Origin of the sequence: Stenotrophomonas indicatrix, from assembly GCA_041545745.1 — a bacterium.
In the GTDB taxonomy this organism is placed as follows: domain Bacteria; phylum Pseudomonadota; class Gammaproteobacteria; order Xanthomonadales; family Xanthomonadaceae; genus Stenotrophomonas; species Stenotrophomonas indicatrix_A.
Window position 1 is genome coordinate 840709 of record CP168152.1, and the last position, 13662, is coordinate 854370.

General features: G+C 66.4%; 7 protein-coding genes and 3 tRNA genes. 5 read left to right on the top strand and 5 right to left on the bottom strand.

The annotated features are described in order from the left end of the window. Window positions 1-16: 16 nt before the first annotated feature. From ACEF39_RS03770 to ACEF39_RS03790, 5 genes are all read right to left on the bottom strand, one after another. Window positions 17-658 carry a response regulator gene (locus tag ACEF39_RS03770; RefSeq protein ID WP_500287031.1) on the bottom strand — a complete coding sequence of 214 codons (642 nt, stop codon included), beginning with the start codon at window positions 656-658 and terminating at the stop codon, window positions 17-19. Beyond that, window positions 655-3855, bottom strand: a complete 3201-nt coding sequence (locus tag ACEF39_RS03775; protein ID WP_500287032.1) for a hybrid sensor histidine kinase/response regulator — start codon at window positions 3853-3855, stop codon at window positions 655-657. Before ACEF39_RS03775 ends, ACEF39_RS03770 begins: the two co-directional genes overlap by 4 nt. A 126-nt stretch (window positions 3856-3981) precedes the next feature. Further along, window positions 3982-5199, bottom strand: coding sequence for an EAL domain-containing response regulator (locus ACEF39_RS03780; protein WP_500287033.1), 1218 nt, complete (start codon window positions 5197-5199; stop codon window positions 3982-3984). Next, window positions 5196-7961: a response regulator gene (locus ACEF39_RS03785; protein WP_500287034.1), complete on the bottom strand. Its 2766-nt coding sequence runs from the start codon at window positions 7959-7961 to the stop codon at window positions 5196-5198. The genes ACEF39_RS03780 and ACEF39_RS03785 overlap by 4 nt, the downstream gene beginning before the upstream one ends. Before the next feature lie 176 nt (window positions 7962-8137). After that, window positions 8138-10876, bottom strand: coding sequence for a TonB-dependent receptor plug domain-containing protein (locus tag ACEF39_RS03790; RefSeq protein ID WP_500287035.1), 2739 nt, complete (start codon window positions 10874-10876; stop codon window positions 8138-8140). 170 nt (window positions 10877-11046) lie between these two features. Here ACEF39_RS03790 and ACEF39_RS03795 point away from each other — a divergent pair, with 170 nt between their 5' ends. The 5 genes from ACEF39_RS03795 (at window position 11047) to ACEF39_RS03815 (ending at window position 13640) form a co-directional block, all read left to right on the top strand. Further along, entirely contained in the window at window positions 11047-12063 is a 1017-nt protein-coding gene (locus ACEF39_RS03795; protein WP_500287036.1) for a cyanophycinase, read from the top strand. A 112-nt stretch (window positions 12064-12175) separates the two neighbouring features. Then, the gene (locus tag ACEF39_RS03800; RefSeq protein ID WP_500287037.1) at window positions 12176-13186 is read left to right on the top strand and encodes an isoaspartyl peptidase/L-asparaginase family protein; all 1011 of its coding nucleotides are present in this window, start codon (window positions 12176-12178) and stop codon (window positions 13184-13186) included. A 144-nt stretch (window positions 13187-13330) separates the two neighbouring features. Next, window positions 13331-13416: transfer RNA gene (locus ACEF39_RS03805), tRNA-Tyr, on the top strand. Window positions 13417-13442: 26 nt separating this feature from the next. Further along, window positions 13443-13516, top strand: a tRNA-Gly gene (locus tag ACEF39_RS03810). 48 nt (window positions 13517-13564) lie between these two features. Next, window positions 13565-13640: transfer RNA gene (locus tag ACEF39_RS03815), tRNA-Thr, on the top strand. Window positions 13641-13662 lie beyond the last annotated feature (22 nt).

Below are 13662 nucleotides of genomic sequence, written 5' to 3' on the forward strand. Positions count from 1 at the left end.
CAGTGATGTGGATGCATCAGCCGAACATCGACGCCTGCAGGCAGTACTCGATCAATGCCTGGTCGCTGTCCACACCCAGTTTGCGCATCGCGTTGATTTTCTGCGTGCTGACCGTCTTCGCACTGCGCTGCAGCTGTCGGGCGATGTCACCCACGCTCATGCCGCCGGTGAACAGGCGGATGACTTCCAGTTCGCGTGGCGAGAGGCGCGCAAGCACCGCCTCGGCATCGGCGGGTTCTGCGGAGGCCACCGGCAGCAGGCCGGGCGGGCGGTAGACACGGTCGGCCAGCACCGTGCGCAGCGCCTGCACCAGGCTGCCCAGACCATGGCTTTTGAGTACTACGCCGCTGGCACCGGCGGCATACATGGCTGCCACCAACGAGGGATTGGAGACCATCGTCAACACCAGCAGACGCACATCGGGGAAGCTGCGACGCAGGAACGAGATCAGCTTGATGCCATCGCCGAAGCTGTCACCACCGGGCATGCTGTAGTCGGTGATCACCGCATGGGGCAGGGTGCTCGTCATCAGCTCGATCAGGGTCACCGGATCGGCGGCCTCGCCGACCACGTCCAGGTCCAGTTCGCCGGCCAGGACATCGCGGATGCCGGCAAGCACGATCGGATGGTCGTCAGCGATGAGGATGCGGGTGGTCATGGCGGTGTCGGGTTGCTGGAAGATGAGGGAGCGGCGGCGTGCGCCAAGGGTTCCAGCAGCCGCTGCAGGCGCCGTTGGAAGTGGTCGAGCGCCGTAGCGACAGCAGGCAACGCGTCGCCGTCGCCGATCTGTTGTTCGATCTGCTGGCCGTGTGCCACCAGTACCGGTGCGCCAACGATCACCAGTGCGCCGCGGATGCGGTGCAGCACCTGTGCCACGCGTTCTGATGCGGCATCGTCGATCGCCCGCCGCAGGCTGTCCAGGTCGGCCTGCATGGTCTGCACGAACAACGCCTGCATTTTTTCCGGAACCTGCAGGGGAGCATCGGCGGCCGCGTCGATGGGTTCGCTGTGCGGCCGGGCTGCAACCTGGGTCAGCAGGCGCTGCAGTGCCGCCAGGGTGATCGGCTTGACCAGCACCCCCTGCATCCCCGCCTCATGGCAGCGTTGCCGCTCGGCCGGGTCGGCGTTGGCGGTTGCGCCATGGATCGGTACGTCAACCCCACGCGCGCGCAATGCGCGGGCCAGATCGTAACCATCCAGCCCCGGCATGTTGAGGTCGGTCAACACCAGGGCGAAGGGACGCTGCGGCCAATAGTGCAGGGCTTCATTGCCATCACTGGCGACCACGGCATGGCAACCGAGCTGCTCCAGCTGGTCACGCAGGATCGCCTGGTTGATCGGGTTGTCTTCGGCAACAAGCACCTGCAGCCCGAACCTGCGTGGCGTCGGCAGGCGCCCGTTGACCTCGGCGGGCAGTGCTTGCCCGGCCGCGGCCGCCAGCGCGAGCACGATCGCGTCCACACGATGCACGCCGACCTGCCAATGTCCCCGCACCTGTTGTGGCTGCATTCCGCCCTCGCGGCAGGCGACCACCTGCGGTCCACTCCACGTGGGCGTGCCCTCGTCCAGGACAAGGTCGAGCATCACTGTGCCAGGATCGGCAAGCGCCGGCGCATCTTCGCGATGCACGCTGGCCTGTGCACCACGCTGCTGCAACCGCTCGCATATCGATTGTGCAAACTCGCGAACGCTGCCGCGAACCTGCACTGGCAATCCTGCCGGCAATCGCGGTGACGCCGCCTGCAGCGGATCGGGTGTTGCCTCGGGCAGTGGCAGTTCGACCGAGAAACTGCTGCCCAGGCCGCTTTCGCTGACCACCCGCAGATGGCCTTCCATCATCGCGGTGAGATGTGCACAGATGGCCAGGCCCAATCCGGTACCCCGCATGGCATCGGTGCCCGGGTTGGCCTGGAAGAAAGGCTCGAACAGATGTGCCTGGTGCTCGCTGGCGATGCCGATGCCGGTATCGGCCACCTGCCAGCGCAGCCAGCATCGACCATCGTCGTGCTGTGCGCCCAGGCGCACCACGACCCGGCCGCTGTCGGTGAATTTCAGCGCATTGCTGATCAGGTTGTTGAGGATCTGGCGGATGCGCGCGGCATCACCGTTGACCGCGGTCGGCACGTCCGGATCGATGCAGGCATAGAACTGCAGGCCCTTGTGTGCGGCGGCAGCGGCGTAGGAGTCCAGCGCGTCCTCGGTCAAGCGCACTGGATCGAATGCGCCGGGCTCCAGGCTCAGCTGATCGGCCTCGGCCTTGCTGACATCCAGGATGTCGCTGATCAGCTGCATCAATGTCGATGACGAGCGCTGGATCGTGTCCAGATAGTCCTGCTGGCGAGCATCCAGCGGGGTCAGGCCAAGCAGCTCCAGCGTGCCGAGCACGCCGTACAGCGGGGTGCGGATCTCATGGCTCATGGTGGCCAGGAACTGGCTCTTGGCCCGGTTGGCCTGGTCGGCCGCACGCCGTGCCTGCTGCAGCACCTGCTCGGCCTCATGCTGGCTGCTGAGGTCGATGAACAGGCACAGCACGGCGAGCTCGCCGCGATAGCGCGCGGACGTCGCGGTGATCAGCAGATGGCGGTTGTCCGGCGTGGTGTAGGCCAGACCGTCACCCGCGGTAGTGCCGCCGGCGGCGAGCACGCTGCGTCGCCAAGGCCCGTGCCAGCCCCCCTCGTCGTGGTCTTCCCCCAGCCACTGACGCGCGAGCGCGTTGTCCAGCAGCACGCGGCCATCGGTCCGGCGCAGCAGGCACAATCCGATAGGTGCATTGTCGAGGATGGTACGGCTGAAGGCTTCGCTTTCCAGCAGTCGTGCATGGTTGCGGCGCAGTGGCTCGATCACCGAACGCCGGTAGGCACGCAGGATCAGCACGCCACCGGTGGCCAGCAGCAATGCCACCACCATGCTGCCCAGCAGGGGCCCGCGCGGGTGCTGGAACACCTGTTGCCAGCCAACGTGATACACCGCCAGCCATCCCTGTTCGCTGCGCATGCGGAACAGCAGGCCGTCCAGACCCGCACGCCAGGACGTGCCGGCTCGGCTGGCATCGCTGGGGTCACCGAGCAGCAGGCGGCCGTTGCCATCGAACAGCGACATCCGTTCGAACACTGGTGTACCCATCACCTGACGGTAGTCATCAACGCGGCCTGGATCCAGCAGGCAGGCCACTGCGGCCAGCGAGTCGTCCTCGCTCTCACCCCACAGGCGGGCGTCCTGCGGCGCGTGCGCGATGGCAAGCAGCCGGGTCTGTCCATCGCGCCAGGCCACCGGCGTCCAGACCACGTTGCCGCGGCGCAGCGCTGGCCGTTCGCGCAGGACCTGGTGGATGGCGGGCAATGCCGGCTGCAGGTGATGCGGGCTGCTCTGGCCGGGATCACCGCGCGTTGTCTGGATCGGTGCAAGCAGGCCACGAAGGCCCTGTCCATCGACCAGCAGGCATTGCGGCGGCGGAAACCGGGAGGCCGCCCAGAAAGCGCCGTAGAAGCGCAGGAAGCGATCGCCCAGTTCGGCCGTTGCCTGTGCCGATGCGCCGCCATCGGCACCGATCCGGGCGAAACCGGCGAACAACGGGCTGGGCTGTGCACGTGGAGCGGCATCGTCCACCGGCTGCCCGCCACTGCCCACGTCATGCAGGCGCCATTGCCGCAGGAAGCGTTCCTGTTCCTGCAGCGTGCCGTCCAGGCGACGGAAGTGGTAGCGGATCTTGCTCTGTTCTTCGTTGAACAGCTGGCTGCCGGTGGACAGCAGCAGGCCGGTCTGCAGGGTTGCCAGCACCACCACGCCGATCAGCAGGGCATGTACACGCAGGGAACGGCGGGCGAGTCGGCGTACGGGAGCGGCCTCGGCCGGCATGGACAGGTCTCGGAGCAGTAAGCGGGCGATGGTGGCCGGAAGGGCCCAGGGCACGGCTGGTACCGCCGTGCAGAGAGGATCGTCAATGACTCTTGATGGGATTGTGAAGCCTTTCAGCAGCGCCTGTCAGCGCGACGCGGCCCGGCTGCTGCCGGCGGCAGAATAGGGAACATCTTCGTCCAGCAGACGGGTGAAGTCGTCCGAGGGCAATGCCTGTGAAATCAGGAAGCCCTGTACCTGGTTGCAGCCGAGCTGGCGCAGCGCTGCCAGATCGGCATCGCTTTCCACGCCTTCGGCAACGATGGTCAGGCCGAGCTGGTTGGCCAGCGCGATCACAGTGGTCAAGGTCAGGTGCAGGGCGGGATCGCGCGCGCAACCGCTGACCAGGGCACGATCGATCTTGACCTCGGTGAACGGCGTGTTGACCAGGTTGTGCACCGAGCTCAGGCCTTGGCCGAAGTCGTCCTGGGCCAGGCCGAACCCCTTCATCCGCAACCGGCACGCGCCTGCATAGAAGTCGCTGACGTGCCGGGTGGTGCTGTTCTCCATCAGTTCAAAGCACAGATCAGCCGGATTGCCGCCCGCGGCCAGGGTCAGTGCCAGCAGTTCATCCGGAAGATCGGACTGCTCCATCAGGTGCGGCGGCAGGTTGATCGACACCGGCACGCGGAATCCCTGGGAGCGCCAGCGAGCCTGCGCCTGGATGCTGGCCGTGAGCATCGCGCGCAGCAGTTCGCCCTCCAGGCCATGACGGCACAGCGCCGGCAGGAAGCTTCCAGGCGCCAGCGTCCCCAGCTGCGGGTGGCGCCAGCGCACCAGTGCTTCGGCGGCGACCACGCGCCCGGACTGCAGCGACTTCTTCGGCTGGAACCAGGCGGTCAGGCTGCCGTCGGCCAGCGCCTGCCGCAGCTGCGCCGCGTCCGGTTCCGGAGTCAGCGCAGCCGGGCTGGTCCGCACCGCTGGCCGGGTCTGGGCCAATGCACCGAGCAGCGCATCGACATCGCTCGCGGCGACCGGCTTGGCCAACAGGCCGACCACGTCCAGGCCCAGTGATTCGGCCATCAACCGCGCCGAACTCATCATCCGCCGCGAGGCTGCGCTGACCACGGCGAGCCGCGGCGGGCGCGGTTGCGCGGCCAGGGCCTGGATGAACTGGATGCCATCCTGGCCGGGCATCAACAGATCGCTCACCACCAGGTCATACGCCTGGCAGGCACACAAGGCGATCGCTGCGTCCACGTCTTCGCAGGCGTCGACCTGCACGCCGGCGCGCGCGCTGAACAGGTTGACGAGGTAACCACGTTGGAACGGCTGGTCTTCCAGGATCAGGACACGGCGGGTCATGCGGGATCTCCTTGGCGAACGGCGGAAAGCGCCTGACGCAGGCGTGCGATGTCGATGGGTTTGCTCAGATAGCCGTGCATGCCGCTGGCCAGGCAGCGCTCGCGTTCCTCGGCGGTAGCGTTGGCGGTGGCTCCGATCACCGGCAGCAGGGTGCCTTCTGCCCGCAGCCGGCGCGCCAGGGTGTGGCCGTCCATGCGCGGCATGTTGATGTCGGTGACCACCAGGTCGAAGTCATGGGTCTGGCACAGCTGCAATGCCTCGACACCGTCCTGCGCAAGCTCCACCTCGCAGCCCAGCGCCTGCAGCTGTTCGGCCAGAATCACCCGGTTGATGGGATTGTCTTCCACGGCCAGCACCCGCAGCCCTAACGGGCCCGGTTGCACATCGCGCGCTGCAGTCGGCAGCGTCGCGCATTGCCGCTGCTGGCGTGCGACCGCCAGGGCGATCGAGGACATGCCATGCAGGGTGACCAACAGCGCGCCATCGGCGGTGGGTGCCGGTTGGTCGCCACCATCGATCGAGGCCAGCACCCGCGGTCCCTGCCAGGCCAACGGCTGTTGCGCCTCGCCATCCATCAGGATCGCGCCAGCGTGGTCGAGCAGGGCAGGATCGCCCTGCAGCGGCTGCGCATTGGCACCCCAGCGGCGCAGCCAGCCACAGGCACTGTCGACCAGCTCGCGATCGCGGCCGCGCACGTAGACCGGCGGTTCGGCGAGCAATGCCGGGCCATCCTCGGTCGCGGCCAGCACCGGCAAGGGCAGGCGCACGGTGAAACTGCTGCCCAGTCCCGGTTCGCTGACCACGCGCAGTTCGCCACTCATCAGGCGTACCAGACGGTCGCTGATCGACAGGCCCAGCCCGGTGCCCTGCGCACTGGCTGCGCCACGGACCTGACGGAAGGGCTCGAACAGGCGTGCCTGTTCCTCGGTGGCGATGCCCACGCCGGTATCGGTGACCTGCCAGGCCAGCACGCTCGACTCGCCTTCGCGCTGTACCAGCCGCACGCGCAGCACCACCCGGCCATGCTCGGTGAACTTGATGGCATTGCTGAGCAGGTTGCCCAGCACCTGGCGGATCCGGTCGGCATCGCCGAGCACCCGTGTCGGCAACCGGGGATCGGTGCACACCAGGACCTGCAGGCCCTTGCGCGTCGCCGCAGCGGCGAAGCTGCGCAGCACGCTCTCGGTCAGTTCGCGCGGCGAGAACGATGCCGGCTCCAGGCTCAGCTGGCCCGACTCGATCTTGGACACATCCAGCACGTCGCTGATCAGTTGCAGCAGCACCGACGAAGAACTCTCGATGGTGCGCAGGTACTGCGACTGGCGCGCATCGAGGGGCGTGCGGCCGAGCAGCTCCAGCGTGCCAAGCACCCCGTACAGCGGCGTGCGGATCTCATGGCTCATGGTCGCCAGGAACGCGCTCTTGGCCTGGTTGGCGGCGTCGGCCGCCTGCCGTGCAGAGGACAGTGCCGCCTGCGCCTGCCGATGGCGTGAGATGTCGTGGAACACGCACAGCAGTACATCGTCATCCTGGTAGCGGCAGGCCGCATGCAGTACCTGCAGCTGGCGGCCGTCGCGCGCGGTGAACTCCAGCCCGCGGCCGCGTTCGCCGGCATGCCCGCGCCACGGTGCCTGCCAATCGCTGTCGGTGCCGTCCTCGCCCAGCCAGTCGCGCAGCAGCTGGTTGGACAGCAGCAGCTGGCGGTCGCTGCGACGCAGCACACAGATACCCACCGGCGCCAGGTCGATCACCGTCGAACTGAAATCCAGGCTTTCCAGCAAGCGCCGGTGCTGCAGCAGGGCCGGTTGGATCAACTGGCGGTCGACACGGTGCCGCAGCAGGCGCAGGGCAATGCCAGCCAGCAGCAGCAATGCACTGCTGATCAGCAGCGAAGTCGCCATGTCGCCGAGCAGCAGGCGCGGAGGCAGGTGATAGACCAGCCGCCAGCCGTCATTGCCCACCCCTTTCACCAGGGCCACGCCACGTGGCAGGCCCGTGCTCCAGAGCACGCCGAAACTATCGTCCTGGCGCTGCTGCAGTGCTTTCCAGCCTGCGCTGTCCAGGCGTGGAGCCAGGCTCGACAGGGCAGGCTGCCCATCGTGGTCCAGCAGGGCGTAACCGCCGATACCCTGGCCATCGATCATGTCCGAAGCGGCCGCACTGTCCAGCAGCAGCATCAGCCACTGGCTCGGCTGCGCTCCGGCCTGTACCGGTTGTGCCAGGGCGACGCCGGCATCGCCCGCGCGCAGCCAGTACACCGGATCGGTACCGGCAAGCGTGCCGCTGCGCTGCTGCAGCACCTGCAACGTGGGCAGGCCGGCGATGTCCACGTCGGCCTGGCCGCCCGCCAGCCAATGCGTTCCCTGCGCATCAACCAGCAGCAGATGGGTCTGCAGGGTCTGCAGCGTGTGCTCTGCGCGCGGTGACAGCAGCAGGCGCTGGCCGGGCTTGCCGCCCGGCCCGTCCAATGGCAGCTGGCGCACGCCCTCGCTGGACGGCGCCGACGGATCACCCACCACCACCGAATCGCCCAGGTAGCGCAGCAGGGCCTCGCGCTGGTCGAAGTAGATCTGTGCCTTGTACGCGGCGGCATTCATGTCGCGGCGGTGGCTGGAGATATCTTCGGTCAACGCGGTCAGCAGGTAGAAGCCGGTGGCGGCAGCCAGGCACAGGAACACGCACACCGTGAGCCAGCGCAGCAGCATCGAAGCGGTGGTCGGCGGTGCGACCAAGGGCAGGGAAGGGCGAGGGAATCGGAACATGCACCGATCCTAGGGAGGACGGTCACCCGCCCGGAATCAGCCATGTCCTAAAAAGTGGCCTGCACCCCGTGCAGGAGACCACCAGCGGGGAACCGTTCAGGCTCGGACTGGTCTGGCGGTCAAAAAAAGACCCCCGCCGAAGCGGGGGCTGTGACGTGCCGCCAGCAGGGGCGCCCTTACAGCGCGCTGCCGCCGAACTTGTGCGTGTACTGCAGGTTGACGGTGCGGCCGACGCTGTCGAACCAGGATACGTCGTAGTAAGGGTACGCCGTATAGGTCTTGTCCTTCGGCGGCATCTTGTTGAACACATTGACCACCGACAGCGACAACCGCGAGTGATCGTCGAAGCGGTACTGCAGCGAGACGTTGTAGCGGTAGGTCGCCTTGATCCACGGGCTGTCGCCGCTTTCCTCGTCGAACATCTGGTCGTAGCTGTCCGAGGTCGGCAGCCTGCCCAGGCGCGAGCCGTACACGGTGGCCGACCACGCATCCTTCTCCCACGTCGCGCTGACACTGGTCTTGGTGCGCGGAATATCGAAGCCGCTGTTGATCGCGAACTGGTCCTCGGTCACATCACCGGCATAGCGCTGGAAGTCATGCTTCTTCACCCAGGTGTGGGTGCCATTGAAGATGAAGTCGCCGATGCCGGTCTGCAGGCGGTAGCGCAGACCGACGTCGACGCCGGAGGTGGACTCGCGCGCCACATTGATCGGGTTCACATGCACGCCGTACAGACGGCCGTCGGCGGTACGAGTGATGCGGGCCAGGGCGTCCACGCAGGTCGGCGAGCCGATGTCGGCGCTGCCCATCCGGCAGTTTGCTTCGCTGGCCAGGATCGTACGCACGTCCATGTCCTGCACCTGGTCGCGCATGTCGATGTTGAACCAGTCGGCCGACAGGTCCAGGCCGGCGGTCGGCGACCACACGAAGCCAGCGCTCCAGGAGGTGCTGGTTTCCGGGTCCAGCTCGCGGTTGCCACTGCGGCTGCGGATCACGTTGCGCTCGTAATCGGCGCAATCATCGGCGGCATCGGCGCGGCAGTTGTACAGATCTTCCGCGCTGGTCTCGTCGTTGCCCGGGCCGGCGAACACATAGTGCAGGTCCGGCGCACGGAACGCGGTGCCATACGAACCGCGCACCAGCAGCGTGTCGATCGGGCGCCATTCCAGGCCGCCGCTCCAGGTTGCCTTGCCGATGGTGTGGCCCGAATAGCGGTACTGGTCGTAACGGCCGGCCACGCTCAGGTTGACCGTTTCATGCAGCGGCATGCGCAGCTCGGCGGCGGTCGCCCAGCGGTTGCGCGAGCCCTTGCCGTCCGAATCCTTCCAGCTGTAGTAGTAATAGCCCGTCGCCAGCGGATCGGGATTGAGCGCATAGGCCTGTTGGCCCACTTCCACCGTCGCGGCAAAGCCGGCATCGCCACCGGGCAGGGTGAACAGCGAACCATTGGTCAGCGTCAGCGCCGCCGTCTCGGTGCGCGACTTCGGCGTATAGGTGGTGCGTGCGGCGATCGAATCGTACTCGGCACGGGTCAGCGGCCGGTACAGGCGCGACGGATCGGCGTTGTAGATCGGGAAGCCGTCATCGTCCTCGCCCAGCTGCGGGCCCAGGAACAGATCGTTGGCCTTGGACGCGATGATCTGCGCCCAGCTGATCCGCGACTGGTACTGCGAATGGCTCAGCGCTGCTTCGTAGTCCCAGTTGCCGGTCAGGTTGCCCTTGAAGCCGGTGGTCACGCTGAAGGTCTTCTGCGTGCTGCGCACCATCGCATTGTCCAGCCCGCCCATTTCCTCGGGCGAGAACTGGCGCTGCCAGAACTCGATCTCTCCGGTCGCTTCATTGTTGAAGTAACCCGACTCGTCGCCGTCGGCGGCCATGCGGCCCCACGTGGTGACATCGCGCATCAGCGACATCGTGTGGTAGCCCAGCTGCACGTCGGCGAACCACTGCTGGCCGTTGTCGAAGTCGTAGCTGAGCGAGGCATAGCCGTTGGCGCCGCGGCGCTTGCTGAGGATCGTGCCGTAGCCGATCGCGCTGTCGCTGCCACAATAGTAGCCGTAGCGCGGGCGGAACGCGCGGTAGGTGCTGCCCTGGTTCTGCGCCGACAGTGCATCACAGGTCGCTGCGCCCGGGTCCAGGTAGTCATCGTTGTAATCGGTGCGCAGGTAGGAACGACGGGCGATGCGCGCGCCTTCGGTCGGGCCGTCCTGGGTCGAGTCCTGGATGTCGCGGTCGTAGGCCCACAGCGGCGTCTGCGACTGCAGTTCGACGCTGTACACCGCGTTGAAGTTGCCACTGCTCAAGCCGCTGGTCAGGCTCATGTCGAATGATTCACCACCGCCTTCAGTGGTGCTGCCCATGCGCATGTCGATGGTGGTGCCATCGGCCTGCTTCTTCAGGATGAAATTGACCACGCCGGCGATCGCATCCGAGCCGTAGATCGCCGACGCGCTGCCGGTCAGCACTTCTATGCGGTCGATCATGCCCAGCGGAATGTTGGACACATCGGTGAAGTTGCTGCGGCCCTTGAACGGCATCGGGAAGTCGGCGATGCGACGGCCGTTGACCAGCACCAGGGTGTGGTTCGGCCCCAACCCACGCAGGTCGACCTGCTGCGCGCCCGGCGAGAAATCGGCCCCCCCGGAGGACTGCTGGCTCTGCGTCTCACCGCCGTTCTGGGTCATCGCGCGCAGCACGTCCGGCACGGTGGTGAAGCCGCTGGAGCGGATCTGCTCTGCGTTGATGACGGTGATCGGTGCCGGTCCTTCCACTTGGGCGCGCGGGATGCGTGAGCCGGTTACCTGCACCGCGTCCAGCTGTTGTACCGAAGAGGAAGCGGGAGTCTGTGCGGCCGTCGAAGCAGCAACGGCCATCAACGCCAGCTGGATCGACCACGCCATCGCCTGTCTACGCATGAGAAATTCCCGGAAGTAATGCCGGCCCGCAGAGGAGGGGCCCTGTCCCCCATTCACATTTCAGCAATGGGCGCGCGCATTTAACGCCTTTTTCATGTCCTTGACTACCGGGGATATGTCTGGCAAAGAGTGAAAACGGTTGCAGGTCGTTTTTGTTCAGGGAGATCAAGATGCGACGCCTTCGCTACGGGCTGCGTGGCCCGCTCATCGCCTTGCTGCTGTCGGCGCTCTGGACTTCGCCGGCGGCGGCACAGGAACTGATGGACCCCGGCTTCGCCTATTACGAAGTGGGTGATCTGGATGCGCCGCGGCCCGGCCCGCGAGCTCCCGCGATGATGCTGATGGGTGGGGGCGAATGGGTGCCTGAAGCCTTCCAGTGGTGGCTGCGCCAGGCTGGCAATGGTCGCGTGCTGATCCTGCGCGCCTCCGGCACCGATGAGCTGCAGGACCGTCTTTACCGCGACATCGGCGGCACCACCGCCGTGCAGACTCTGGTGTTCGACAACCGCCGCGGTGCCGACGACCCAGCCGTGCTGCGGGTCGTGGCTGCGGCCGATGCGATCTTCATCGCCGGCGGCGATCAGTCCCGCTACATCCGCTTCTGGAAGGGCACTGCGCTCAATCGCGCGCTGAATGCCCACGTACGCGCCGGCAAGCCGATTGCCGGTACCAGCGCCGGGCTGGCCATCCTCGGTGGCTACGCCTATGGCGCGCTGGATGGCGGCAGCATCGATTCGGCCAGCGCCATGGCCGACCCGATGGGCGAGGCCGTGACCCTGGACCGCGGCTTCCTGCAGTTGCCCTACCTGCAGCGGGTGGTCACCGACAGCCACTTCGACAAGCGCGACCGTCTCGGCCGCCTGATCGTGTTCGTGGCCCGCGCCGCGCATGACAGTGGTGACCCGGACATGGTCGGCATCGGCGTCGATGAAGACACGGCCCTGTGCGTGGAGCCAGACGGCCAGGCCCAGGTCTACAGCGCCGACGGCCAAGGCAAGGTCTGGGTGGTCAGCCCCGGACGCGATGCCGATCGGCTGGTGGAAGGTGAGCCCCTGCGCTTCCATGCGGTGCCGGTCACCGTGGTTGCCAGCGGCAGTCGCATGCGCCTGGACGACCTGCAGGCCGAGGCGGCCTACGAGGCCTTGGCTGACATCAGCGACGGCGAGATCGACGTCATCCGCCGATAGTGCCGGCCGCTGGCCGGCAACCCCCTGGATGCATCATTGGCAAGGCGTTGCCGGCCAGCGGCCGGCACTACCAGCACAACCCATTCCCTGAACTACCCTGGAGACGTACCCGATGAAACTGCGCCTGGCGCTGTCCGCGCTGTTGTCCCTGCCACTGCTGGCCCAGGCCGCGCCCACCGCATCACCGCTGCTGGTCATCCACGGCGGTGCCGGCGTGGAGCGCAAGGATCTCTCTGCGGCGGAAGAACAGGCCGCGCGCGCTGCGCTGAAGGCGGCCTTGTTGAAGGGCCATGCCGAACTTGCAGCCGGGCGTCCGGCATTGGCGGCGGTCACTGCTGCGATCACGGTGCTCGAGGATGATCCGACCTTCAACGCGGGCAAGGGCGCGGTGTTCACCCACGAGGGCCGCAATGAACTGGATGCGGCGGTGATGGACGGTGCCACCCAGGCGGCCGGAGCGGTGGCCGGCGTGCAGCGCGTGCGCAATCCGATCCTGCTCGCGCAGACGGTGATGCAGAAGTCCAGACACGTGATGATGGTGGGGCAGGGGGCCGAAGCCTTCGCGACCGAACAGGGCGTGACCCTGGTCGCCCCCTCCTACTTCCGTACCGACAAGCGCTGGCAGCAGCTGCAGCGTGCATTGAAGGAAGAATCGAGCGGGCAGGCGCATGCCGACCTGGAAACCGCAAAGCACTTCGGCACGGTCGGTGCGGTCGCTCTGGATGCGCAGGGGCGCCTTGCGGCAGGCACCTCCACCGGCGGCATGACCAACAAGCGCTATGGCCGTGTCGGCGATTCCCCGATCATCGGTGCCGGCACCTGGGCCGATGCGCGTTGTGCGGTATCGGGTACCGGTTGGGGCGAGTACTACATCCGCACCGCGGCAGCCCATGAGATCTGCGCGCGCATGCGTTACCTCGGTCAATCGCCGGAACAGGCAGGCAAGGGCGTGATCAACGAAGCGATTCCGCAGATGGGTGGCGACGGCGGGGCGATCGTGCTCTCCGCAGAGGGAAAAGCAGCAGCGCCTTTCAACACCCAGGGCATGTATCGGGGCTGGATCGGGGCCGATGGCGTGGCCCATGTGGCCATCTTCGCCGACGAGACAATTGCACTGCCCTGAGCAGACCCTTGCGTATCAAGGGGTTTGCGACGCGCGTGAAAAAAAGTGAAAAAAAGCGTTGACAGACCCCCGCTTCATCTCCAGAATTGCGGGCTCACCACCACACACCGCAACGCTTCGGCGGCACGGAATGGGGTGGTAAAAGGAGGGATACCCAAGCGGCCAACGGGGGCAGACTGTAAATCTGCTGGCTTACGCCTTCGGTGGTTCGAATCCACCTCCCTCCACCAGCTTCACGTTGTGGCACATTCCCGGTGCGGGAGTAGTTCAATGGTAGAACCTCAGCCTTCCAAGCTGATGGTGCGGGTTCGATCCCCGTCTCCCGCTCCATTGAGTGAACTTTGAATATTATCGAGTTCATGCCATAATGCAAAACTCGCTCACATAGCTCAGTCGGTAGAGCACTTCCTTGGTAAGGAAGAGGTCGAAGGTTCGATTCCTTTTGTGAGCACCATCTTCAGCACCACACCAGACGA